We start from the raw sequence: 25,254 nt of genomic DNA, 5'->3' as shown, positions 1-25,254 counted from the left end.
TTATTTTAGCAGACTTTGCGCCGGAAAGCCCCCGAATTTAGCCAGAAAGTGTACCAGAATAGGACAAAATCGTCTGCAAATTAGAGGAACGTTAATTGCGGTCTAACAGAACGCGGCCTAGCCGAATAAATGTTTTGATTATTTTCAGATCTGTTGCCGATCGGCATCGATCCTGGAGTCAGAAGAGTGAAGAAGATCTATAACCGACTTGCGACCTTTTTCCTAGTGGCGATCGCCACGATCACCGGATTCTATGCATCTCTAGTTTTTTCATCTGCTTCTCTAACACCCGAACAGCGTTTGCTTACATTCGAAGCTATCGCCGTGCTTGAAGAACGAGGATTCCGTGACGAAGCATTTTTGCTGAGGAAAGTGGTTGTTTTTCGTTCAAACGATAACTGGTTAAATGCTTCGGTCGAAAAGGAAGATGCCTATGCGGCGACCAATTTCCCTTTCGCCATAATCACGCTTTATCCCGAATTCTTCGATCATCCAGTAGGCAGCATTGAGCGGGCGGCGATACTTCTTCACGAAGCGAGGCACGTCCGCGGCGAGGACGAACCCGCCGCGTACGAGTATGTTTGGAAAAATAGAACAAAGCTCGGTTGGACGGAAGACAAATTTGGAGCATCTGAGGTCTGGCGCACCGTGGAAAATCAAACTCGCTTTTATGTTCCGGGGTTATTTATCTGTGAGTTTAATCCCGGATCTGATTGCACAGCGATCAGGAAACCACCGACGGTCTCGCACCGGCGATATCTTCGATAGCGTCCAACAAGCGTATTATCGACCCAACAAGGTCGCTTCCGGCATCTTTGCAACGGATAATACCATTTGGTGAGAACGTAACCCCTTCGTTAGATTCTATAAACTCAAGCAATCGTTCTGGCGACACTCGCGATCGCGGCCCGATCTTTATCGAAAAGCCCTCGCCAACGCTGTCGATGGAAATAACGCCGATACGTTCGGCAACCATGCGAAGTCGGCCATGATCGAGCAGATTCGACACTGCCGTGGGAAGCCGACCGTATCGATCTTCGATCTCGGTGCGAAGCTCTGAAATGGTCGCTTCGTTCTCAGCCGATGCGATACGTTTATAGATACGAAGGCGTTGGCCGGTGTCCGAGATGAAGTCTTTTGGTATTGCAAGGTCGAGCCTAAGCTCGATGGTGACGGACATCTCATCATACACTTCCTCACCGCGAAGCTCAGCGATGGTGCGTTCGAGCATTTTCGCATAAAGGTCAAAACCGAGGGCGTCAAGATGGCCGGACTGCTGCCCGCCGAGAATGTTGCCAGCCCCGCGAAGCTCAAGGTCTAACGCAGCGATCCGAAATCCGGCTCCGAGATCAGAGAATTCGCGTATAGCGCTCAGGCGCCGCCGTGCGATCGGTGTCAGCTCCAATTCGCTTGGGATCAGCAAATATGCGTAGGCCCTTCGGTTCGATCTGCCGACGCGTCCGCGCAATTGATAAAGCTGGGAGAGGCCGTAATTATCGGCTCGATTGATAATGATGGTATTAGCACGCGGGATATCAATGCCATTCTCAATGATGGTTGTCGCCACCAGCACATCGTATTTGTAGTCAATGAAATCGAGCATTACCTGCTCCATTTCCTTTTCATTCATTTTGCCGTGCCCGATGGCGATGCGGGCATTCGGGACGATCTTTTGCACCAAAGCCGCGATCGAATCAATGGTTTCGACACGGTTATGAATAAAAAACACTTGCCCGTTTCGCGCAAGTTCAAGGTCGATAGCGGCGCGGATGACATTCTCAGAGAATTGAACTACCTGCGTATTTATCGCCAAACGGTCGCGCGGCGGCGTTTCTATAACAGACATATCGCGCATTCCGAGCAACGACATATTTAGCGTTCGCGGGATAGGAGTTGCGGAAAGCGTAAGGACATCTACCTTCTTCTTTAACTGTTTAAGCTTTTCTTTGTGAGCAACGCCGAATCGCTGCTCTTCGTCAACGATAACTAGACCGAGCTTGGGCAGCTTAACATCCTTTGAAAGCACACGGTGCGTACCTATCAAAACATCAACATCACCTTTTTCAGCCGCTGCGACAACTTCTTTCTGTTCCTTTGCAGAGCGAAAACGTGAGAGCAGATCGATCTTTGCCGGAAACGCCGCGAAACGCCGCGAGAAAGATTCATAGTGCTGATAGGCAAGGATGGTCGTCGGAGCCAAGACCGCCACCTGTTTTCCATCCATAACGGCTTTGAATGCCGCACGCATTGCGACCTCTGTTTTTCCATAGCCGACGTCGCCGATCACAAGCCGATCCATCGGCCGAGCCGTTTCCATATCAGCCTTCACGTCTTCGATCGCGGTCGCCTGATCCGGTGTTAGCTCATAGGGAAACGCATCCTCGAATTCATGCTGCCACGGTGCATCTTGCGAAAAGGCATAACCGGTAACAAGTTTTCGTTCGGCATAAAGGCGAAGCAATTCGTCCGCCATGTCGCGCATCGCCCTCTTTGCCTTTGCTTTTGTCTTGCTTGTTCCGCAAATTGTCAAGATTCCAACCAAGAGAACCGTCACGATAGCAATCAGTGTCTGCCCCGTGTTTGTAAGATCTAAGACAAAGCTCGCATAGGACGCAAATCCAACGCCGAAGATCGCCGTTAACCCTGGATCAAGCACCAGAAGCACCATCCATCCGTAAAGAAATGCCGCTCCCTTCCCATATGCCTCTCGAAGGTAAACATAGCTGCCACCTGCCTCTGGAAACCGCGATGCAAGCTCTGCATAACAAAGAGCTCCGCAGAGAGTCATAAGTCCGACCATCGACCAAATGCCAAAAAGCCACGCTGGGGACCCGACCGATTTCGCCATACCTGCAGGAACCAGAAAAATGCCGACGCCGATAACCTGACCGATTATTACAGCGACGGCAGTCCAAAGCCCGAATTTCCGTTCAAGACTCATAGGCAACCACTAGAATCTGGGTCAAAATACAAATCGCCCCCCGATCTGAAATGCTCGCGGCCCGCCTGAACCAAAGACTCCCCCAGCTGTGGTGATCGGCTGGCCAAAGCTCGGTGTACCCAGTACGTTACCGAATCCGGAAAAATTCGTATTAGAAACGCCCAATATGTTGGTCGTATTGAAGAGATTGAAAACCTCGATGATGGGTTCAAGCCTCATACGCTCAGTAAAACGAAATATTTTGGAAAACCTAACGTCCAGCGAACTAAAGTTGTCATTAAATCGTGCGTTCGCTGGTGCAAGCGGGAGCTGCGCCGCGGGCGAATTACCAGCGTTTCTCTGCGTTAGATATGCATTGAGTTCGCCAGCATTCTTGAACAACCGTCCCCCTGCATTCCTTTGTATCTCCGGTATGCGCATTTGTCCGCCGGGCATCAATATGTCCATCGGCACCCCGGAAGCTAACGTGAGGATCGGTGACACCCGAAAACCGAACGGCAGTTCAAAGGTGCCAGCAAACGTGAACCTATGTCGCTGATCGTTGGGTGGAGGCCCGTATTCGGCGTAGAGGTTATTAGGGTCAACGGGCCCGTTAGAAAATGGCACCTGATCGTCATTGGCATAGTTAAATGCTTTAGAAAGCGTATATGAGGCCCGAAAACCGACCCGCTCTCTGAATCTCCTTTCGACGCTCACCAGCAGCCCGTCATATTTTGTTTTTACGCTCGATTCGAGATTAACTACTCTGTCCGGCCCACCCACGACCGGATTGTTCACGACACCGATATCACGACCAATAATGAAGTGCGTGCCGAAGTTGTGTAGGTAATCCATCTTCAACGCATAGCCCCTTACAAACTCCCACTGAAAACCGATACTGCTTTGCTGCACCATCGGATTCTGCAGCGAATTGTCGATAATGTTGATACCCGAGGCTCCGGCTCCAGGTAAAATAAAGCCCGTAAACGGATTCGAAAATGTGGGGGCAAACGGCAAGAAGCGTCCGTTGGCATCCAAAAAGATCGGGACGCCGTTCGGATCCGTCAGTGCATTGCCGGCACGAACCGCGACGGGCAGGGCACGTCCGTCCAACCCACGTTCCAGCGTGATCAATTGCAATACAACGCGGTCGTAATAGATGCCGTAACCGCCACGGACAACAAATCTGTCTTTGAACATGGACCAGGCAAACCCAACACGCGGCCCGAAGTTGTTATAGTCCGGCTTCCTTTCGCCTCTGTAAAAAGACGCCACGAGCGGATTCGTTTCTGCGTAACCAGAGATATTCTTCACGTTCGTGTCGGCCTCATATCTCAGGCCGATGTTGAAGGTCAGTTTACGCCGGGCACGCCAGTCGTCTTGAACAAAGAACGCGAAATGTTTGTTATTTACCCCGTCGAGCGAAAGAGGCCGGTCCGGGAACTGGCTTCTTAGCGTTACCGCAAACAGAAGGTCGTTATCATCGATAACGCCATCATTGTTTCGGTCAAAGTTTGCGAAATCTTGAACAAATTCGATCCGTCCGTCCTGAAAAACACCAAGGTCTATCCGTGAAGCAACATGCTGAAAGGTGCCGCCAATTTTTACAATGTGTTTGCCGGAAAGCAGTGTGGTCGCGTTACTGAATTGAATGCGATCCTGTTTCGTCGCTTGCGGCACTCTAAAGCTGGTGCCGTCCAATATGCTCGGAAAGGTATATTGCCGCCCCCTTTGGATCGGATCGGTCGTATTTGCAAACTTATTGAAACTTAAACTTGCCTCATTTATTACATTTGGCGAAAACACACGACTCCACGTTCCTATCACGGAATGAAATCGGTTTTTCAGATCCTGCAAATAATAGGCGGATCCGATAGCACGGTCGAGTTTGCTCGGGCCCCGAGCGTCGGCGTCCTGAAATGCATAGCTGAATCCAAGCCTATCCTTTTGTGTTGCGTTAATATCGAACCTCGTCGTCAGCAGCAGGTCGTTAAGCGGTGATTCTGCAAAACCGCGACGTATCACTCGGTTAGGGACGTCGCGAATACCGATAAGCGTGGCTCCGTCCTGATCGCGATATTCGAAGGCTCCAAAGCCGAAGAATTTATTCTTGATAAACGGCCCGCCAAGCGTAAACGCATATTGCTGACGGTCAAATGGCGGTGCCTCAAGCGATCGGTCAAACGTCGCCGGAAGACCTTGCAATGCTTTGTCACGAGCAAAGAACGATGCAGACCCACGGAGTGCGTTCGACCCGCTCTTTGTCACCACATTTATGAGCCCCGAGCCTGTTCGCCCGTACTCCGCTGAAAAGCGATTCGTAGCAACCTGAAACTCCTGGACCGCGTCCTGCGGAATGTTAATTAAAGCCCCACCAACAACATCATCATTGTTGTCTGCACCCTCAATCGTTACGCTGCCTCCACGACCGACCTGCCCTGCGGACGAAATGACGACCGTATTGGTCTTCGTTGGGTCAAAATTCGGAGCGACAGTGTTCCCAGGCGTCAGCAACGCAAGCTCAAGAAAATTGCGGCCATTTAGTGGTAAGTTCTCTATTTCATTATTGTTGATCTGTCCGCTAATCGGTGAGTCGAGCCGCACTAAAGAAGGCCACTCAACTTCCACGTCGATCTCGTAATCAGCGTGACCAATCGCAAGAGACGCATCAAACGTAACCGTTTGTCCAGCTCCTATAGCAAGCGCGCCAGAAGACGAAACAGGCTCGAAGCCACCCGCAGCGACCACTCGAATTGTATAGCTCCCAGGGCGGAGATTGGGCATTACAAACCTACCGCTTCTGTCCGTCGTCGCTGTCCTGACAGTCCCGGAGTCAGGATGGATAACAGTCACGATCGCCCCTGGCAATACCGCATTATTTGGATCTGTTATGATGCCGCTCAACGTCCCGGTGGGCTGCTGTGCATTGAGCAATAAGGAAAATACTGAAATAACGATGATCGTCTGAAAACACTTCTGTATATTCATGGTGTAAAACACATTATGTAAAACTCATTATCGCTAGCTTAATGTTCAAAAACTCTTCTTCGCTATCCGCAAATGCATCTCATTCACCATCAGCAGTGCCGCTGATCCATAGTACTTATGATATTCGGCCACCATCTCTCCCTTAATGATCACCGGGTCGGTTTCTGTAAGCTTCTTTGCTTCCTCAATATCATCGCTCAGAAAAAGAAATAAACCCCGCCAGCCGTTCACCCCGTCCAAAGGCCCTGCAAGCACTAGCTTTCCTTCGGCAGCCAATCGTTTCATGTTGGCAAAATGCCCAGCGAACATCTCATCGCGCTCCTTACCGACAGGCACCTTTTTTGGCCCGGTCTTTAGAATGACCAGCACATAACTCCGCATTCCCATTTCATCGGCCCCGAGTTTCTCAGCAAGGTTAGAGTCATACTTAGGTGGAGCATCAGACTTGGACTGAGCATAAGCTGAGAAAGACAGAAGAAGGATCGCAAATGTCATTAAAAAAACTACTCTCATGCTACTTTTTCCTCCGAGAAATTCCGATAATATTATCACGTGACTGAGATTCCATCATACCGAGGAAATCCCGACTTAATGCGGAAGGTATCTTAGAGCTATCATTAACACATACCTATGACCAAGAATATCAAGGCTCCTACTGGGAACGAATTAACCTGCAAAAACTGGCTGATCGAAGCGGCGTATCGGATGATACAGAATAATCTTGATCCTGACGTTGCATTTGATCCAGACAACTTGATCGTTTACGGCGGGCGAGGAAAAGCCGCCCGGAATTGGGAATGCTATAACGCGATCCTTCGTTCACTTCGTGATCTTAATGAAGATGAAACGCTTCTTGTACAATCGGGTAAGCCGGTCGGCATTTTCAAGAGTCATTCCGATGCACCGCGGGTCCTGCTGGCTAATTCAAACATCGTTCCCCATTGGGCGACGCAGGAGCAATTCGACCAATACGAGCGCGACGGCCTGATGATGTATGGCCAGATGACCGCCGGCTCGTGGATCTATATCGGAACGCAGGGCATCTTGCAGGGCACTTATGAGACCTTCGGCTCGCTTGCCCGGCAGCACGGCTGGGGCACACTTAAAGGAAAGCTTGTATTGACCGCCGGGTTGGGAGAAATGGGTGGAGCGCAAGCCCAAGCGATCACGTTCAACGGCGGGGTTGGCATTCTTGTCGAGGTAGATCCCTGGCGTATCGAGCGCCGTCTCCAGCTCAAGCAGCTTGATGTTTCCACCGATGACATCGATGAAGCTATTTCCTTGGCGAAAGCGGCGATGGATGCGAAAGAGCCGAAATCGATTGGCCTGCTTGGCAATGCAGCCAAGATCCACTGGCAGGTTCTTGAACGCGGCATCATCCCGGACGTCGTCACCGACCAAACTTCCGCCCACGACGTTCTTTACGGCTATATCCCCGTTGGATACACGGTCGAAGAAGCAGCGGAATTCCGGAAGCGAGATCAGAGTGCTTATGAGCAGGCGGCGATGGATTCGATGGCACGCCATGTTGAGGCGATGCTTGAGTTTCAACGTCGCGGAAGCATAGTTTTCGACTATGGCAACAACCTCAGGCAGCGTGCTAAAGATAATGGCATCCTAAATGCATTTGATTATCCAGGCTTCGTGCCGGCATATATCCGGCCGCTTTTTTGTGAAGGCAAAGGCCCGTTCCGCTGGGTCGCACTTTCGGGCGAAAAAGAAGACATTTACAGGACTGACGAAGCAATAATGAACCTCTTTCCGGAGGACGATCATCTCGCACGTTGGCTCACAATGGCTCAGGAACAAGTAGAGTTTCAGGGCCTGCCCGCCCGCATTTGTTGGCTCGGTTATGGTGCTAGAGCAAAGGCAGGTTTGAAATTGAATGAAATGGTCGCCAGCGGCGAGCTGAAAGCCCCGATCGTGATCGGACGCGATCATCTCGACTGCGGCAGCGTAGCATCACCGAACCGCGAAACGGAGGCAATGAAAGATGGCTCGGACGCGATAGCTGATTGGGTCTATCTGAATGCGATGATCAATGTGGCCGGCGGTGCGACATGGGTCTCACTTCATCACGGCGGCGGCGTTGGAATCGGTTATTCGCTTCACGCCGGACAGGTCATCGTCGCCGACGGAACGCCCGAAGCAGCTCGCCGCATCGAACGGGTACTAACCACCGACCCCGGAATGGGCGTTATCCGCCACGCCGACGCGGGCTACAAGGAGGCCATCGAATTCGCGGCAAAAAACAATATAAATCTACCTACGCAAACACAGGAATGATTCTTGATCGTCAGTATCTATAGGCGTCTCTTAAAATCTACCTACGCAAGAAGAGTGCTCAATGAAAAGCTAGTAAGAGAGCTTGCGAAGAGATTCACCTAACACCAAAACGGCCCAAATATCTAGGTGCAGTTGTGTGGAAGCACTAAAAATTCTCTATTATGAACTTCTCGAAAGTCTTTCGTTGTGGGTGGCTGGGGATTTTTTCGAGAAACTTTTTATATTCCTCAGCTGCCATTTTGTTGGCGTTCGCAAGTTGGTACAAATGGGCGAGCTGGAGGTGGCATTCGGCCATGCCAATGGGGTCCAACTCAATAGCTTTGTTTAATGCTTCGGCACCCAATGAACCGAGTTTTAATTGGAGATATGATTCGCCAAGCAGTTGGAAAGCTCGGGCAGTTTCCGGTTCCAAGGTTATGGTATGTTTAAGCACTTCGATCGCAGCCTCAAATTGTTTCCGAGCCATCCGCACCCGAGCCGCAGTGATCCACGCAGGGGTATAATCCGAGCGAATTTGCAACGCTTTCCGAAGAGCCGACTCCGCAGCATCTAGATCACTGTTTTCCAAATACTTACCTGCAAGCATGCCCCACGCAATGTAATCTTCCGGATCGAGGTTAACTATTTCTTTCAGATACTTGATAACCCCATTAACATCTTTTGATCTTTCTGCTTGTGCTGCCCGAGCATAAGCATCAACTGTTCTTTTATTTGGCGGTCGATAGAATTTTGAAGAGACAACTCCGGTGATCGAGGGCCGCTTCACGGCATCTGCGCTGATATCAAAGTCCTCCCGTTGCTGTGCGGTTCCAAATGTTGCGACCTGTCGTCTGGCAACTTCAACACCATCAACTTCCACGACCAATACCCCTCCTGAGCCGGCCGTTATCTTGAAACAGTAATTCCCAGAGCGCCCGACGGTGATCCGCTCTGGCGATTGTGTGCGGTTTTGATAAGTTATGGAGATCTTCGGGAGCCGTGAAGCCGGGTCAGCACCGCGAGTGACTATTCTTCCATACACGAACGGAGAGCTAAGCCGAGGTGCATCAAGGGTCGCAATAAACCCAAACTCACCGCAAAAATCATCGACCTGGCCAGACGTGAAAGAGCTTACCGTAAACATCATTACCACAACAAAGAGAATGATAGGTATCTTTCTCATAATAAATAACCAAGCATAGGCAGATCGATGTCGGATAGATTGGATGAGCATAGCACACTACTTCTCAATAAAACGAAAAATCATTTAGTGGCTTATCACAAATCATCTTTTTGCATAGCTACATACGCATTGGTATAATTTCGTTTGCTTTATGGGTCGTTAGCTCAGTTGGTAGAGCAGCGGACTCTTAATCCGCGGGTCGCAGGTTCGATCCCTGCACGGCCTACCAGGTAACAATAAACGGTTTGACGAGGTAATCCGTCAAACCGTTTCATTTTCTGCCATCAAAACTTGTTATGCTGGTTAATACTTAGATCTTATCCTTCCAACGGAGAACTTCGTCCCTCAAAAGCGGGTTTTGCTGAAAGCTTGCTGTATGACCTTGGGCTTTCTGGGCCCGCTGAATATGCCAATAGCTTAATCCGAGTTTCGATACTGCCCGTGCATAGTAATAACGGGCGAGAAACTTGCCCTTGAATAGTCCGCCCAGCATCCAGAATTGGCTGCGGAAAAAGCTTCCTGCTCGATCTAGATCGTCGTGTGTTAACAAACCTCGGGCGATGTCGATCGCAAGCATATCTGACAAGATCCGCTTTTGCCGTCTCATCACCCAAAAGGCAAAGCCAAGAAAGATCAGAAATAAGGGTATCTCAAACAGGATGTAAAGCGTAAGAAATCCGCATAAGCCAAGATATTGCCCCCCGAGTCCAAGACCTTCGCAAACCGGAGCAAATCCCAATGCGATCAACGCGATCGTGACCAAGATACTCATCCCGTTCCAGATCGCATGCAGTACAACAGCAGCAACATAACCCAGGATTGGGGCAATTATCCTAACAGCCCAGCTATGCGATTCGCGGGATATGCCGCATCCGATACCGATCATTGCGGTAAACGTTACGTGCGCCCATGGCGAGAGAATTCCTCTTAACGTAAAAAGCCCAAGAAAACTCAACGCCGCATCGGATGTCAGGCCATAGTTGTAGATAGCGTCAGAGATCCCGCGGCCGTAATAGAGAACATTCTCTACGGTCGCAAATCCAAGAGCGATCAGGCCAGCGAAAACGATCCCATCAAGTATGTCGTCAAAGTATCGTCTGAAAAAGATCAAAAGGATCAGCAGGCCGAGGCCCTTTGATGCCTCCTCAACTACTGGAGCCGAAATAACGGCACCGGCAAGATCGGCAAGTTCAGGAATTCCTTGGCCGGTTACAGCGATCGTTCCCGCAAACACGACTGCTCCGAACAGTGTATTTAGAATTATCGAGACAAAAACAGCGACCACGCCGCCCCAAGCAAATGAAAGGCCGATCAACCAGGGCGGTTCCGGATCGAACCTATCGAGCCAAGCTAGGGGAAACGAATAGAGAAGTGCAGGAGTGAATGCTATCGCAGTTGCCAACGCAGCTGGAACCGGGCCCACGCTAAGATAAATGATCGCAAAAACCAACAATGCAAGCGGTATAAGAGCCACGAACGCCAGTATCACCAGAACCGTCGGCCAGATGCTCTTTGCGGGCGGTGGCGGAGGCGATGTCTCAATGTGGCCGAGCCCAATATTGCTTATCGAATTTTGGAGGCCCGTAGGAACGCTGTCTGCAGCCTGTTCGTAGCCTGCCAACTGCTCTTCCCTGAATTCCGCCGCGGAAACAACCGCACGATCATCCGGAGCCGCCTCGATAGAAACACGTGCTAACGCACCATTCTTACCAAACTGAATGGAGTCTCCATTAGAAAGTTTGGCGGTCGTTATACGATCTCCGTTGACTAGCGTTCCATTAGTACTGTTATTGTCCGTGATGTAATAACCGTCAGGTTTAGCTTCGATAAAAGCGTGTTGTTTTGAGGCTATGCGTTCACCAGATGGATCGAACCGCACAGTGCAGTTCTCTCCGCGTCCGATCCACATAAACCCGCTCGACAGGTCGAATACCTGTCCCGCAAGCGTTCCGCTTTCTACCCGAAGCTGTAATTTCATAGTGCAATCATAGAAACAAAGAACCCAAAGTCAACCGCTAGTGGTGACTTTGGGTCCAAACGAGCTAATAGTCTAACTATCGAACTTGAACTGAAGCTGGCGAAGCTACTTCACCGGGAGATCCAAATTGCCTGACAACTACAGCCCCACCGGTACTATTGATTCGATACCATTCATTGGCACTCGGTCGATATACTGCGATATCCGTCTTCCCATCACCGTCAAAATCAGACGGGATCGGGATATCCTCTGCAATACCGAACTGGAACCCATACGAGGCAAAAGTTACCGGGTCATATACGAACCAGATTCCGGTTGACGGCCGATAGATCGTTAACTCCGAACGTCCGTCTCCGTTGAAATCTGTACGAACGGGCCGATCACCGGACATTCCGAAAGGATGGATCTTGTACTCACCATTCGAACTTTGAACTATATACCAAACCCCATCAGAAGGTCGCCATACCGCAAGATCCGTCTTTCCGTCACCATCGTGATCGATCGAGATCGGCTTATCACCTTCTAATCCCCACTGCGAGATGTGGAATCCACCGGAACTTTTCGCTATGTACCAAACTCCATTCGAGGGTCTAAAGATAGCTATATCGGCCCGTCCATCTCCATCGTAGTCGCCGACGACCGGTATATCACCTTGCGCCCCGAACTGCACGGCCGGACGTGAGCCATCACTGCTTCGAATGAACCACCAGGTGCCGGTTGATGGACGGAAGATCGCCTGATCCGATTTACCGTCGCCATCATAATCCGCCGCCACCGGGATATCACCAGGATCGCCCCATTGTACAGACGTATTAGAGCCATTCGAACTTCTTTGGATCGACCAGAAACCAGTAGTAGGGTTCCATACTGACAGGTCTGTTCTTCCATCACCATCAAAATCGGAGATGAAGTTCGGATCCGAAACATCTATGATGTATAGCCCAGTGGCCAGATCACCTAACAGCACCTTGTCTTCCCCAAGGAACGGGAACACCGCCCAATTACCCGCATAACTCGTGGGAAGATTGCTGGAAAGGCTCTGGCGTCCGCAAACGATGTCCCAAGGCTCGTCATCAAACTCACCGTTGTATTCCGCGGGAACATATTCCTGCGGGTAAGAATCGTACTGACCAACTCTGTTCAGGATGGTCGGATCGCTTATATCGAATATTTGCGTTCCCGCTTGATACCACGAAACGTAAAGCTTGTTCCCCATCACAACGGGATTGTGCGGAGTAACGGCATTGATCTGTAGATCACTCATTGTTACCCGATTTATTAATAGCGGGTTCGCAGGATTGGAGATGTCATAAACGCGAAGATCTCCCGGATGCGGCCCGTTGCTTCCGGTGGTTTCACGAGCAGAGTATAAGTAATTCCCATCTTCGCTCGTCCAACTGCTGTGCATATTATTGCCAGCCGTGATGGTCGCGCTTGGATCAGTGATAGTGCCTAAAAGCGTAGGCATCTGCGTGGCAAGGTTCGACACGCTTGAAAAATGCCCTAGGCTGCGGGTCTGTTTTGCCCACGGCGGCGGTTCATTCCCGGCAACGATCGGTCGGATAGAACACGGATTCAACGTGAGGCCCGACCTCTTTCTGGATAATCAAAGAGGGCCTCGCTCATATGTTGATCGGGTATATTTTGATTCGCTTGTCCATGAACCCACAATGCTGGACTACCTGGTCTCACTGACGGGAGCGGAACGTGTGATGCTCGGGACAGACTATCCATTCCCGCTCGGCGAGCTAGAGCCGGGAAAATTGATCGAGTCCATGACATATAGTGGAGAGACCAGGGCCAAATTATTTCATGGCTCAGCATGTGATTGGCTCGGAATGGACATCGGACGATTTAAGAACGCATCTGTAACCTAAATCGACGCGCAATAAAGAGCCCGATCAATACAGGCGCACCGAGGATGATGATCAGTGAGTTTATGATCCCAAGCCCGGCAAAAACGAGGAAATGTGAAAAGTGGAAGCTTTTGTGTCGCTCAATAAAGCGACTCGGACAATGCGGTAATACTAAATAACCCATGGTTAATATCTTCGCTCCAAAACGGAATTCAGATGAGCATCGGCATTAAAGCCGCTGCAAAGCTTAATTAACAATATTTGCGGCGAAATAGCAATGTGTGGGTGAAATAATATGATCTCGTTTCGCCGCCCTAGCGATCGATCTTATGGCAAATATCTGCACATTCCCTTCTGCCTGTAATAACTCCTTTGTTTGCAATGAATAACATGCTAATTAATGCTCTTGGACAATTGCCGGAGCTCTATACCGAACTTGACGCAAACGACCCTCTGCGTAATTTTAGGGAATGCTTTTGTATCCCTATCGATAAATCGGGCAAACAATCTGTCTATTTAAGCGGAAACTCGTTAGGACTGCAGCCGAAGACCGCTCGTAAGTATATCGAAGCGGAATTAGACGACTGGGCAAGGCTTGGTGTTGAGGGACATCTGCATGCCCGACATCCCTGGCTGCCATATCACGAGTTTGTTACAGAGTCGCTTGCTCGGCTTGTCGGAGCAAAGCCTTTAGAAGTCGTGGCGATGAACTCACTCACGGTGAACCTCCACCTTTTGATGGTGTCGTTCTATCGGCCAACCAAGGAGCGCTATAAGATCGTGATCGAAAAAGGTGCGTTCCCTTCAGATCAATACGCTGTCGAATCACAACTGAAATTTCACGGCTTCGATCCAAGCGACGGCTTGATCGAACTCGGGCCTCGCGACGGCGAAGACAGGCTTCGCACCGGAGACATTCTTGAAACCATCGACCGCGAAGGCAATTCGATCGCGATGATATTGCTCGGCGGTGTGAATTATTATACCGGCCAGGCGTTCGATCTACGATCGATCACTGAGGCTGGACACAGAAAAGGATGCATTGTAGGTTTCGATCTCGCGCATGCGGCCGGAAACCTAGTGCTTCAGTTACACGATTGGGATGTTGATTTTGCAGCGTGGTGTTCGTACAAATATCTGAATGCGGGACCAGGCGGCATTGCCGGAGCTTTTGTTCACGAACGCCATTCGCTCTCATTCGATCTGCCGCGATTTGCAGGTTGGTGGGGGCACGATAAAGACACGCGCTTTCTAATGGGGCCACGCTTTATTCCGCTTGCTGGTGCTGAAGGCTGGCAGCTTTCAAATCCGCCGATCTTTCAGCTTGCGGCCCTGCGGGCTTCGCTAGAGATATTTGACGAGGCAACGATGCCGATGCTTCGCGAAAAATCGGTAAGATTATCTGGTTATCTTGAGCAATTGTTAAAACATATAAATACAGACAGGATCGTAATCATTACACCGATTGAATCGGAAGAACGTGGTTGCCAGCTTTCAATTCGTGTTAAGAATGCAGACAAAGGTCTATTCGAAGCTGTAACCGGGCGCGGCGTATTTGCTGACTGGCGTGAGCCGGATGTGATCCGTGTCGCACCTGTTCCGCTCTATAATTCCTTCGAGGATGTAGCAAGATTTGCTCAGATACTTTCCGAATGCTTGAACGTGCGCTTAGACAGATGATGGGTGCCAGAAAGGTCTGCGAGCAGAAAGGTATAAGTTTGACTATCCGTTTTCTTCATTACACGCTTAGATGTCTCAGTCAAATAACATAGTCATTATCGGAGCTGGGCTTGCCGGATCACTACTTTCGATCTATCTGGCCCGCCGTGGTTATTGCGTAACGGTTTACGAGGCTCGTGGTGATATGCGAAAGGAAAGTGTTGCCGCAGGACGTTCTATAAACCTAGCCTTATCTGATCGCGGGATAGCGGCTTTACGCGAGATCGGAATGGATGAATTCATGCTGAACGAAGCGGTGCCAATGTATGGAAGGATGATCCACGATCCGGCGGGGACCACAAAACTATTGCCATATAGCGGACGTGAGGGCGAATACATAAACTCCGTCTCGCGTGCGGGATTGAACATCGCATTGATGAACGAGGCAGAGAAGTATGAACAGGTACAGATCGTGTTCAACGAGCGTTGTCGCGGCCTTGATATTGACAGCGGCGAAGTGTTTTTCAGCAGCAGAAGAATACGTGCGGATACGGTCTTTGCAACGGACGGTGCGGGTTCACCGGTACGTCAGGCGATGCAGGAGCAGATGCCGGAATTTCAATTTACATCGGTTTTCCTTGATCACGGCTACAAGGAACTGCACATTCCGCCAGGACCTCACGGGAGTTTTTTACTTGAGAAGAATGTTTTACACATATGGCCGCGGCATCAGTTTATGATGATCGCGTTGCCTAATTTTGACGGCAGTTTCACCTGTACGCTTTTTCTTGATAAGGAGATCCTTCTTGGGCTTGATTCAGAGGCAAAAGTGCTTACATTTTTCGAACTGGAGTTCCCCGATGCTGTTCCGTTGATGCCAGCTCTTGTCGATCACTTTTTTTCGAACCCGATCGGCGAGCTTGGCACGCTTAAATGCTGGCCATGGCATATTGACGGAAAGGTGCTGCTAGTAGGTGATTCGGCACACGCAATGGTTCCATTTTACGGTCAGGGGATGAACTGTGCCTTTGAGGATGTCCGTACACTGAACGAGCTACTATCAGGCCCCGGATCGATGCTTACCGGTTCAGGTACAGATTGGCGATCAGTTTTTGAAAATTATTCGGCACTCCGAAAATCAAATACTGAAGCGATCCAGGATATGGCAGAAGAAAATTTCTACGAGATGAGGGACGCGACGGCAGATCCCGTATTTCAGCGTAAGCGAGAACTGGAGACAAAACTGGAACAGATGTTCCCCGACTATTTTTCAAAGTATTCAATGGTTACATTCCGAGAAGATTTGCCGTATTCCGTAGCAAGAACAAAGGGAACCGCCCAGGACAAACTCCTTATGGAAATATGCGCAAATGTTGAGAACATAAGTAAATTAGATCTTGACAAGATCATGGATGAGTTGCGCAAATTGTGATAATTGTAGTTCAGCAATGAGATGTTAGCTTTAGGCTGTTCGTATGAAGCTAATAGCTCTAGGTAAAAGATGCACTTTGACCTTTCGATCCCGCTAAGATTTAACGGGCCGCAGCCCAACGCATTCGGTGTTGAGACAGCGTGTTCCGAGCCGGTGAGAGCGGGAGAATTTATAGGCGACACGCGACTCGGCGGCAGCATAAACTTCGAGCAATACACTTTTATCCCGCATTGTAACGGAACACACACTGAATGTGTCGGGCATATCACACACGAGCGCATTTCGGTGCGGGATATTTTAAAAGACATTTTTATTCCGGCCCTGTTGGTGTCGGTTGAGCCGGAGATCTTGGGGAAGGAAAAAACAATTACATCCATCTCACTCAAAAATATAGGCCTTAAGCCACCCGGCGCTTCGGGTGAAATCAGCAAGGAACCAACGGCCCTAATAGTGCGTACGCTTCCGAATGATAAGAGCAAGCTAACTGCGGACTACAATAAGGACAATATACCGCCTTACTTCACGCCAGACGCGATGCAGTCTATTATAGATGCTGGCTTTACGCATCTGCTCTGCGACCTGCCGTCGATCGACCGTATCTACGACGAAGGCAAACTGATAAATCACCGAATTTTTTGGAATGTAGAGGAAGGGAGTTTTGAAACAAATCCGAAAACGCGGCTCAATTCAACTATTACCGAATTGATCTACGTCCCGAACGACGTCACCGATGGCCACTATCTGTTAAATCTCCAGATCCCTCCTTTTGAAAGCGACTGCGCTCCAAGCCGACCCGTATTGATCAAGAAGGACTAGGATATGCAGGTATCACTTGACTGCCTGTTCAAGGGCCGATCTCAGATCAGGAAGTTTGAATTTATATCCCGAATCCAGCAGGCGTTTGGGCCGCACACGGGTAGAATCGAGCAAAAGTGCATCACCCATCTCGCCGAAGACCATATGAACCGCAAATTCCGGAAGTGGTAAGATCGTTGGGCGGTAAAGGACCTCGCCAAGAGTTTTCGTAAACTCCTCATTAGTTGCCGGGTTAGGCGACACGACATTAACAGCTCCGCGCACTTTTTCGTCCTCAAGAACGAAGTTCACTATTTCGACCACATCATCTAACGAGACCCAGCTCATCCATTGTTTGCCGCTGCCGATCACGCCGCCGAGACCCAACTTGAACGGCGTTAACATCGTAGCAAGTGCTCCGCCGTCTTTTGATAAAACTATGCCCGTTCGCAACAAAACCGTCCGGATGCCCAGATCTTCCGCACGCCGCGATTCTGCCTCCCATTCCTTACAGGTTTCGGCCAGAAAAGTGTTGCCGGAGGGCGAGGCTTCGGTAAGCTCACCATCTCCGCGATCACCGTAAAAACCAATAGCTGACCCGGCAATGAATGTCTTCGGCCTTTGTTCAAGTTTGGCAAACGCTTCGATCATTGTCCGAGTGCCGAAAACACGGCTGTCACGGATAGCTTTTTTCTTCTCATCGGTCCAGCGAAGTCCTGCGATATTTTCGCCGGCGAGATGAATGGCGGCATCCAGTGCTTCGAGCCGCCCCAGGTCTTCCTCAGCAAAGCCCGTTTCCACATTCCATTGGATATGTTTGTCGTCCTTCGCCTCGCTCCGCGAAGCAAGCAACATCTGATAGCCTTTCTCTGTAAATGATCTCTGCAGAGCTTTTCCGATCAGACCGCTGGCACCTGTGATAAGGATCTTCATTGCCTTAGTTTGTTACGAACCAGATCACTAAGCAAGCGCATTTCCCGCTCGGTCAATTGATTTCGAAACGGGAGCATTCCGTTGCCTCCTTCAGCGATCTGTTCGTATATCTCTTGTTCAGTGATCCTTTTGAACTCGCCTCTTCGCAAAGATGGTACGAGGGTCCCGTCATCGAGCATACGACCCTCACCTTCAGGGCCGTGGCAAATTGCGCAGTTTTGGCGAAAAAGCGATGCGGCCGGTTCCCGGCTTTCCCGGATCGAGAACTGCTCAGGTCCGCTCGTGAAACACGCTGCCACACCTAATGTCCCGAACAAGAGAGTTAATAAAAGCTTTGCGCGGATCATCTTAGAATTAGTCTCACGCAAAGCATCTATATCTGCAATGCAGCTTACATTATCCCGTCTAAGATCAAAAAGAAGCCCTATTTACCTTCTAATTCGCGGCGCAATGCTAATTTGGAGATCTTGCCGGTGTTACCGATCGGAAGGCTGTCTCGAAACTCAACGTACCGCGGATACTTGTTCGCGGCAAACTGCGTCTTGCACCAATCGATAAAGTCGGCATCCGAAAGCTGCCTGCCTTCTTTCAAGACCAAATATGCCTTCACCTCTTCACCCATTTTTTCGTCCGGGACACCTATTACCGCAACAAGCGAAACTGCAGGGTGCGTCATTATCACCTCCTCTAGTTCGCGTGGATAGACGTTGTATCCGCCGCGGAGGATCATATCTTTCTTGCGATCCACTATGGAAAGAAAACCGTCATCATCCATCGTGCCGATATCACCGGTATGGAACCAGCCATTCTTGAAAGCTTCTTCCGTTGCCTCGGGCCGTTTGTAGTAACCCTTCATTATATTGTGTCCGCGGATCACAACCTCGCCGCGCTCCCCGCGTGGCACCTCATTATCATTTTCGTCAACGCATCTCACTTCAACCCCAAACAATGCCTGTCCAACGGTTCCGGCCCGTGAGGGGACCTGCGGATGATTGAATGTCGCGACCGGTGAGGTTTCCGAGAGCCCATAACCTTCCAGAATTCTCACATCGAATCGTTCTTCAAACTGCTTCATCACTTCGACCGGCATTGGTGCGCCCCCCGAGCTCAATACTTTCAGGTTTTCTGCATACGGGGCAGTGTCGATATTGTTCTCCTCGACATATTTCAAGATAGACCAATACATAGTCGGGACGCCGGTCCAAAAATTGACCTTTTCTTTCTTGAAGGTTTCAAGCACCGGCGGAACCTCGAATCGGGGCAAAAGCACAATTCGGTTTCCAGCGTATATTTGGGCGTTCATTTGGGCCGTCTGGCCAGTGGTGTGAAATAGCGGCAACGTAATAAGGCAGGTCTGCTGTTCTTTCTGAGTAAAATCTACAGATGGAAAGTGCAATGCCCACACCTCCGCAGCATTCATAAATATGTTGAAATGCGAAAGTTCTGCCCCCTTTGGCTGTCCTGTTGTCCCGGAAGTGTAAAGTATCGCACATGTATCATAAGGCGCGGTTGGATATGTTTGAAATGTATCCGGTTGGGGGAAGATCATCTGTCCAAGTGTTGGGTGGCCCTCGATCGGTGAAGGTGCGGCAGGATCTTTTGTCATCACGATCAAGTGTTCGCAGGCATTGACCTGGTCGAAGGCTTGCTTCGTATTCTTCCCCATCGGAAGTTCCTCGGTGCCCTCGAATACAAATACCGCTTTTGCGTCTGAATCCTTTAGCTGATGCTCGATCTCACGCGGAGTGAAAAGCACACAAATAGGCACAACAACGGCCCCGGCTTTCAAGATACCGTAGTAAACTATCGGAAAATACGGCAGATTCGGGCAGTTCAAAGCAACCTTGTCGCCATGACCGATCCCCATAGCGTTCAACGCGTTTGCGACCTTGTTCGACATCGCCTCGAGCTGGGCATAGCTCAGCCGAGTATCCCCGAAAACGATCGCATCATTCTGCGGGGCGAGTCTTGCGTGGTGCGAGACAATCGAAGCCAGATTTAGGGTTGTAACGTTCGTCATAAATGGCGATTACCTTCCTTCTGCGATTTTGGATTGGGTGTCGGTAATTGTGCCACAGGTTAAGCCAACTGAGAAATTGTCGAAGTTGATCAAGCCCTAAGTTTTGCCGGTCCGGTAGCATTAAAGTCAACAATTTGAGCAGAGGATATTGGTTCGCTGATCCGTTGGATCGAATGCCGTTGGAATTCAAGTCTTTGTTCCGGGTGATCAGTACGGTAGTGTCCGCCACGTGACTCCTCACGCCAAAGTGCGGCTCTGGCAATCAGCAAAGCGAGGGTTACAAAATTTCGAGAAGATACACTTAAATTAGAGCCAGCGATCTGTTCGAATTCATTTATGGCTCGGAGTAAACTCTTCCGATCACGCAATATACCAACCCGCTCCCACATCACGCGCTTCACACGTTTCCGAACCGCGGTTGCGATGGCCGATCGAGTATCCCCGATCGCAGCGCTATTGTCTGACACTGTTTGAGCTCGCTTTGCTACCGGGGATGAAAGCTCATCATTTGCCGCAGCTTTCCCAGCGCGAGCACCCCAGACCAATCCTTCCAGCAAAGAATTTGACGCAAGCCTGTTCGCCCCGTGTACACCCGTACAGGTAACTTCCCCTGCAGCGTAAAGTCCCGGAACCGTTGTGCGGCCCCATAGATCTGTTCGCACGCCACCCATGCAATAGTGGGAGGCTGGCGAGACCGGGAGCTGTGATTCTGCAATGTTCAACCCGAACTGCAAACAAACCTCATTTATTTTTGGAAAACGATGCCGTAAGAATTTGCCATCTAGCGCGGTCATGTCTAAATAGACATAGCGTGAGCCTGTTCGCCTCATTTCCGCCACGATCGATCGGGAAACAATATCACGCGGAGCAAGTTCAAGCCGTTCATCATATCGGCCCATAAATCTTTCACCGTTGACGTTACGCAAAATGCCGCCCTCACCGCGCATCGCTTCGGAAAGTAGGAACCGAGGTGCGCCGTCAAGACTGAGAGCCGTCGGATGAAACTGTATAAACTCCATGTCCGCCATCTCTGCGCCGGCAAAGTAGGCCATTGCCATACCATCGCCGGTCGCGACCGGGGGATTGGTCGTATGTTGGTAAAGTTGTCCAGCCCCGCCAGTACAAAGGATGACCGCTTTTGCGAAGATGTCGCGTGGGCTGCGAAGTATAGGATCCAGATACCTGACGCCGATACATCGGCTCTCATCGACCAGCAACCGCTCCGTATTCGCGAAGGGTAGAAGAGTGATGTTCTTTTCCTGCCGTGCTCTCGCGATCAAAGAGCGTACGAATTCTGCACCGGTCGAATCGCCGTGTGCGTGTAAGATTCGCCGGCGGGAATGCGCCGCCTCCTGAGTGAACACCAGGTTACCGCCTTCCTTATCAAACTCTGTTCCCCATTCGATCAATTCCTTGATATACCGCGTACCCTCGTTTACAAGTACCTCGACTGCAGGCTCATCACAGAGTCCGGCCCCGGCAATCAAAGTATCGCCTTCATGAAGCTCAGCGTCGTCATCGTCCGAAAGAACAACGGCGACGCCGCCCTGAGCATACTCTGTGTTTGATTCGTTAGCTTTGTCTTTTGTGAGAACCGTTACGTCCGCACCATTTGTGGCCATTTCGATAGCAGCACGAAGCCCCGCTACTCCGCTGCCGATCACGATAAAATCCGTTACCTGAGACATTAAGAGAAATGTAACAGATTGCGGTTGTGGTGTCGTGTATGGTCAGGCCGCCTTCTCACTCGTTGTGCCGTGATGTTCTGTCGCGGAATAGAGCCCGCAGTAAGCGCCTTTTCTGAGATCGATGCCATATTCAACGTAAGCTTTTAGCGCCGAGATCATTTGCGACCAACCCATACAATTCAGGTATGAACTATCAAGATCCTCCTGGGTTTCCCGCCAACCCGTCTCACTTATCCTAACGATCGTCCCGTCGGAAGCAGATTCGAACTCCATTCGAATGTGTGTATCGAGTCCTTTTGCACCTTCCCATCCAAGCTCGATAAGTTCATTCTTTTTCATCTTCTTTACAACGACCGGGAACTTCACCTTGTCATCACCTGGATTATCAGCGAATGCCCATTCGACAGTTGTTCCCTCATCAAGCGGCGCACTCGCTCCGCCGTTCGTAAAATAGCCGCTAAGCTTCTTAGGATCATACACTGCATCGAAGACCTCCTCGATCGGCTTCAGAATTTTTGTCTGTACCTTGAATTTTAGTTCCATCTTTTCGCTCCTAAATTGTGAATTTACAATTTCTGGATCGTAAACGATCAATTGATTGCGGCGCTACTATATGTTATAAAAATATAACATGTCAAGGCGGAAGAAAGATGATTCAGTGTTCAAGGCTCTAGCGGACAGCCGGCGTCGAGAGATATTGGATCTCATCCGCGATGAACCTAAGACGACCGGAGAGATATGTTCACATTTCAGGAAACTTGACCGCTGCACCGTAATGCAGCATTTGGGTGTTCTGGAGAAAGCGGGGCTTGTGATCACGCAGAAAAAGGGACGGTTCAGGTGGAACTACCTGAATGCCGTCCCCATGCGCGAAATTTATGACCGGTGGATAAACAAATACGCGACCCACTCGGTTGACGTGCTTACAAAACTAAAAAATGACCTGGAACAGTCGGAAACCGGTCAGGCTTGATCTCAGTGTCGCCACTGGTTCTGGCGAGCTTTTCGGCGCGCTCATCGCCGGTCTTTGTCATTATTTGCCCGAGTTCACCAGGCTTGATGTTAACCGTAACTTGAGCCGTGCGCCCGATAAGGTGCGTATCAGACACGCTGCTTGATGCTTGCTGACTTATAAGAAATCGTCCGAATGCAGATACGACGCCGCCGAAGATCACACCACCGAGCAGGCCGATCAAAGCACTTCCGATCGGGCCCACTCCCGACCACGCAGCTATAAAACCGAAACCACCGAATGACGTGATAAAACGGCAATGACACGACTGTCAAAAAAGCCGAAATCCGTCCCATCACCGCCTACTAGATCGGCATCGCCGCCGAACATCTCAAGGATATCGCCGAGTATCAGCGACGCAAGCAAAAAGATAAACCCAATGCCGCCGATGATCGCATACAGCGAGAGCAGATTGATGCTGGTCAAAAGATCCATTCAATTCTCCAGTTCAGGTGATTGCGGACATATTACACTGAAACGAAAAATTTACCCATAAATCCTATTGCGAGATCGCATTGAACAACAGCGGGAATGTCGCAAGGCTCTGGCCGCGGTATTGCGGGCGAAAATTGTCGGAGATGCATCCTGCACAACGGAGACTAGGCGGATCTCGGTCTTAGCGGGCCAGTTTCTTTCAGCCACAGCATTGACCGCCGCCTCAGCTCCTCTCGTTCCATCGAATCCAATAACGATGCGCGCCGGCGCCGGATCGACCTCATTGCGTCCGCGGGCAACGCGCACCGAACACTTTGCCTCACTTAATACCTTTTGAGAGATGCTGCCGAGAAAAAAACGGCTGATAGCAGACTGTCCGTGCGACCCAACAACTATTAACTCTGAGCCGAAAGATTCGGCGGCGTTTATCAATTCCCAAGCAGGTGAACCATATCCCGCCTCTGATGAAATATCCCATTTTGGCAGGATCGAACTTACCCTTACGGCCGCGCGCTCTGCGTTCGCGCTGGCTTCGTTCATCAGAGCCTCGCCCTTTGCCCGATGGTGTTCTAGCAGTTTCTCGATTCGGGCGTCGGTTATGCTTTCGTCCATCCCGCTGCTTGGGGGCATCCAGACCTCCGCGATCGAACAGATCCGAGCCTCTCCACGCTCTGGCAAACCCGCCTTTACAAGGTCGTCTATCGCCGCATCTGAACAGGGCGAACCATCATATGCGATAAGTATTTTCATTGTTTTCGTTAAGTTTACATCAAACCTGGCGAACGCGCGCAATCCGCACGGATCAGCCAAGTGTTATAATTTACATTTAAGCGGAGGAAAGTGATATGATCGAGATCGAAGACCTTGATCGGCATTCGACGGAGCAGTTGTTAGGTTCATTAAACTATGGACATTTGGGTTGCTCAGAAGACGGCCAGCCATACGTTGTGCCGATACATTTTGCCGCCATTGGAACCGATATTTATCTTTACACTACAGACGGCAAAAAATCCCGGATAATCGAATCCAACCCGCGCGTTTGTCTTCAAGCTGAAGATGTTGTCGATAATGAGAACTGGCGAAGCGTGATAGTCCTCGGCAAGGCTATCAGGGTTGTTGATGAGGACGAGCGGACCCAAGCTATCGAGCGGATCTCCGCAGTAAACCCGAGAATGACGCCCGCGATAAGCGTCCGCTGGATGGACAGCTGGGTGAAGGAGAATATCGAGGTGATCTATCGGATCGAGCCTGCGTCGATCACTGGTCGCGGCACCGTCTCCCGCACGCGAACGTCGGCCCCATTCGTCCCAGCAAAAAAGGACCCGGCAAACTGAAGGCTTTTGATCGGTCGAAACTCTATCACTCAAAGCTCAATGCAACTATCGGGTCAAGCTTCCAGCTTTCCATGCTGGATAAAGACCAACAATGATGCCTACTCTTGCATAAACGGTCAGTCCTACACTACAAGTACGGCCCACAGAGGAACGTCTGCGGGGAGCGGTGAATAGGAATTTATTAGAAAGCTGTCCAATATGCCGATCAGCAATTCGATTATCCCACCGATACCGGTCAAAAAGATCGATACCGACCACGGAATTGGGAGGAGCGTTGTCAAACAAATTCTTGAAGATCTCCGATCACTGCTTCTGCATCTTCTTCGGTGATGTCACGACGCTTACCGAGCTTGAGCATTTCCTAGCGGCTTGTGATACGCTTGGCGCCCTTGGGAGGGCAAAGACCGTAGAACCATTTGCTGAGAAAGTATTTGCGACTGTGGTATTCAGGCCCTGAATTATGGTTACAAGGCTATCATCGAAGCAACGCTAATTACGATCCCAAGCAAGGTTAGCAATGTTCTTAGCTTGTTAAGAAATAGATTCCGGATCGCTAATTGGATAATGGCCATAGTCTGACCAACGAACTGTCGAACTTGCTCAGACCTACAGGCGTGGGGGGCAAAACTCCCGACGAAAAGCTTACTGATGTCATTTTTCGCCATAGCACAGTTGCGATCAAATGACTTCTAGGTCGATCTAGTATAAGGTTCGGACAAAGTGAGAAAGAAGTAAAGACTGGTATCATCTATCTCG

Annotated in this window: 23 protein-coding genes and 1 tRNA gene; 10 read left to right on the top strand and 14 right to left on the bottom strand. The window is 50.2% G+C overall.

The genetic code is table 11. The features are described 5' to 3' along the window. The first annotated feature begins 186 nt into the window (after positions 1-186). Complete coding sequence (locus JVX88_RS05535) at positions 187-768, top strand: hypothetical protein (protein WP_211626336.1); 582 nt, start codon at positions 187-189, stop codon at positions 766-768. Here the strand turns inward: JVX88_RS05535 and mfd are convergent. From mfd to JVX88_RS05520, 3 genes are read right to left on the bottom strand one after another with little or no spacing between them, the layout of a single operon-like run. After that, on the bottom strand, positions 725-2,941 hold the full coding sequence (gene mfd / locus JVX88_RS05530) for a transcription-repair coupling factor (RefSeq protein ID WP_211626335.1): 2,217 nt from the start codon (positions 2,939-2,941) through the stop codon (positions 725-727). The two genes, JVX88_RS05535 and mfd, sit on opposite strands and share 44 nt — an antisense overlap. A 21-nt stretch (positions 2,942-2,962) precedes the next feature. Further along, a complete protein-coding gene (locus tag JVX88_RS05525; protein ID WP_211626334.1) occupies positions 2,963-5,908 on the bottom strand; it encodes a carboxypeptidase regulatory-like domain-containing protein in 2,946 nt (981 codons plus the stop codon). Positions 5,909-5,953: 45 nt separating this feature from the next. Then, positions 5,954-6,421 (bottom strand): YciI family protein, encoded by a 468-nt coding sequence (locus JVX88_RS05520; RefSeq protein WP_211626333.1) that lies wholly within the window; start codon positions 6,419-6,421, stop codon positions 5,954-5,956. 117 nt (positions 6,422-6,538) lie between these two features. On the opposite strand from JVX88_RS05520, the gene hutU reads away from it, so the two are divergent. Continuing rightward, on the top strand, positions 6,539-8,194 hold the full coding sequence (hutU, locus tag JVX88_RS05515; protein WP_211626332.1) for a urocanate hydratase: 1,656 nt from the start codon (positions 6,539-6,541) through the stop codon (positions 8,192-8,194). Positions 8,195-8,339: 145 nt separating this feature from the next. On the opposite strand, the gene JVX88_RS05510 is transcribed toward hutU, so the two are convergent. Then, positions 8,340-9,356 (bottom strand): tetratricopeptide repeat protein, encoded by a 1,017-nt coding sequence (locus JVX88_RS05510; protein ID WP_211626331.1) that lies wholly within the window; start codon positions 9,354-9,356, stop codon positions 8,340-8,342. A 153-nt stretch (positions 9,357-9,509) separates the two neighbouring features. Between JVX88_RS05510 and JVX88_RS05505 the strand changes: the two genes are divergently transcribed. Further along, a tRNA-Lys gene (locus tag JVX88_RS05505) sits at positions 9,510-9,585 on the top strand. An 81-nt stretch (positions 9,586-9,666) separates the two neighbouring features. Here JVX88_RS05505 and JVX88_RS05500 read toward each other — a convergent pair. Together JVX88_RS05500 and JVX88_RS05495 are read right to left on the bottom strand one after the other, a co-directional pair. After that, a complete protein-coding gene (locus JVX88_RS05500; RefSeq protein WP_211626330.1) occupies positions 9,667-11,334 on the bottom strand; it encodes a PrsW family glutamic-type intramembrane protease in 1,668 nt (555 codons plus the stop codon). Positions 11,335-11,410: 76 nt separating this feature from the next. Then, positions 11,411-12,802, bottom strand: a complete 1,392-nt coding sequence (locus tag JVX88_RS05495; protein WP_211626329.1) for an FG-GAP-like repeat-containing protein — start codon at positions 12,800-12,802, stop codon at positions 11,411-11,413. Here JVX88_RS05495 and JVX88_RS05490 point away from each other — a divergent pair. The 4 genes from JVX88_RS05490 (at position 12,783) to JVX88_RS05475 (ending at position 17,097) form a co-directional block, all read left to right on the top strand. Then, on the top strand, positions 12,783-13,211 hold the full coding sequence (locus tag JVX88_RS05490; protein WP_211626328.1) for an amidohydrolase family protein: 429 nt from the start codon (positions 12,783-12,785) through the stop codon (positions 13,209-13,211). The two genes, JVX88_RS05495 and JVX88_RS05490, sit on opposite strands and share 20 nt — an antisense overlap. Before the next feature lie 360 nt (positions 13,212-13,571). Continuing rightward, a complete protein-coding gene (gene kynU / locus JVX88_RS05485; protein ID WP_211626327.1) occupies positions 13,572-14,870 on the top strand; it encodes a kynureninase in 1,299 nt (432 codons plus the stop codon). A 70-nt stretch (positions 14,871-14,940) separates the two neighbouring features. Next, positions 14,941-16,281, top strand: coding sequence for an FAD-dependent oxidoreductase (locus JVX88_RS05480; RefSeq protein WP_211626326.1), 1,341 nt, complete (start codon positions 14,941-14,943; stop codon positions 16,279-16,281). A gap of 69 nt (positions 16,282-16,350) precedes the next feature. Then, positions 16,351-17,097, top strand: coding sequence for a cyclase family protein (locus JVX88_RS05475; protein ID WP_211626325.1), 747 nt, complete (start codon positions 16,351-16,353; stop codon positions 17,095-17,097). 12 nt (positions 17,098-17,109) lie between these two features. On the opposite strand, the gene JVX88_RS05470 is transcribed toward JVX88_RS05475, so the two are convergent. The 5 genes from JVX88_RS05470 to JVX88_RS05450 all read right to left on the bottom strand — a co-directional run bounded on the left by JVX88_RS05470 (position 17,110) and on the right by JVX88_RS05450 (position 22,260). Continuing rightward, the gene (locus tag JVX88_RS05470) at positions 17,110-18,009 is read right to left on the bottom strand and encodes a TIGR01777 family oxidoreductase (RefSeq protein ID WP_211626324.1); all 900 of its coding nucleotides are present in this window, start codon (positions 18,007-18,009) and stop codon (positions 17,110-17,112) included. Next, positions 18,006-18,356, bottom strand: coding sequence for a c-type cytochrome (locus JVX88_RS05465; RefSeq protein WP_211626323.1), 351 nt, complete (start codon positions 18,354-18,356; stop codon positions 18,006-18,008). Before JVX88_RS05465 ends, JVX88_RS05470 begins: the two co-directional genes overlap by 4 nt. 77 nt (positions 18,357-18,433) lie before the next feature. Continuing rightward, positions 18,434-20,029, bottom strand: a complete 1,596-nt coding sequence (locus JVX88_RS05460; protein WP_211626322.1) for a long-chain-fatty-acid--CoA ligase — start codon at positions 20,027-20,029, stop codon at positions 18,434-18,436. Positions 20,030-20,118: 89 nt separating this feature from the next. After that, positions 20,119-21,717 carry an L-aspartate oxidase gene (gene nadB / locus JVX88_RS05455; protein ID WP_211626321.1) on the bottom strand — a complete coding sequence of 533 codons (1,599 nt, stop codon included), beginning with the start codon at positions 21,715-21,717 and terminating at the stop codon, positions 20,119-20,121. 42 nt (positions 21,718-21,759) lie between these two features. Further along, positions 21,760-22,260 carry an SRPBCC domain-containing protein gene (locus JVX88_RS05450; RefSeq protein ID WP_211626320.1) on the bottom strand — a complete coding sequence of 167 codons (501 nt, stop codon included), beginning with the start codon at positions 22,258-22,260 and terminating at the stop codon, positions 21,760-21,762. Positions 22,261-22,375: 115 nt separating this feature from the next. On the opposite strand from JVX88_RS05450, the gene JVX88_RS05445 reads away from it, so the two are divergent. Beyond that, the gene (locus JVX88_RS05445) at positions 22,376-22,690 is read left to right on the top strand and encodes an ArsR/SmtB family transcription factor (RefSeq protein WP_211626319.1); all 315 of its coding nucleotides are present in this window, start codon (positions 22,376-22,378) and stop codon (positions 22,688-22,690) included. On the opposite strand, the gene JVX88_RS05440 is transcribed toward JVX88_RS05445, so the two are convergent. Genes JVX88_RS05440 through JVX88_RS05430 form a run of 3 tightly spaced genes read right to left on the bottom strand, consistent with a single transcriptional unit; the run spans position 22,641 to position 23,914 of the window. Then, a complete protein-coding gene (locus JVX88_RS05440) occupies positions 22,641-22,934 on the bottom strand; it encodes a hypothetical protein (protein ID WP_211626318.1) in 294 nt (97 codons plus the stop codon). The genes JVX88_RS05445 and JVX88_RS05440 overlap by 50 nt on opposite strands. Positions 22,935-22,948: 14 nt before the next feature. Continuing rightward, entirely contained in the window at positions 22,949-23,164 is a 216-nt protein-coding gene (locus JVX88_RS05435; RefSeq protein ID WP_211626317.1) for a hypothetical protein, read from the bottom strand. A gap of 51 nt (positions 23,165-23,215) precedes the next feature. After that, positions 23,216-23,914, bottom strand: a complete 699-nt coding sequence (locus JVX88_RS05430) for a universal stress protein (protein WP_211626316.1) — start codon at positions 23,912-23,914, stop codon at positions 23,216-23,218. Positions 23,915-24,009: 95 nt separating this feature from the next. Between JVX88_RS05430 and JVX88_RS05425 the strand changes: the two genes are divergently transcribed. After that, positions 24,010-24,498, top strand: coding sequence for a pyridoxamine 5'-phosphate oxidase family protein (locus tag JVX88_RS05425; protein ID WP_211626315.1), 489 nt, complete (start codon positions 24,010-24,012; stop codon positions 24,496-24,498). Between the two features lie 274 nt (positions 24,499-24,772). After that, positions 24,773-24,955, top strand: a complete 183-nt coding sequence (locus tag JVX88_RS05420) for a hypothetical protein (RefSeq protein ID WP_211626314.1) — start codon at positions 24,773-24,775, stop codon at positions 24,953-24,955. Positions 24,956-25,254: the final 299 nt, after the last annotated feature.

The organism is Leptolyngbya sp. 7M (assembly GCF_018128485.1).
The sequence above is the reverse complement of the archived record's forward strand: the minus strand, read 5'-3'. Positions and strand labels throughout refer to the sequence as shown.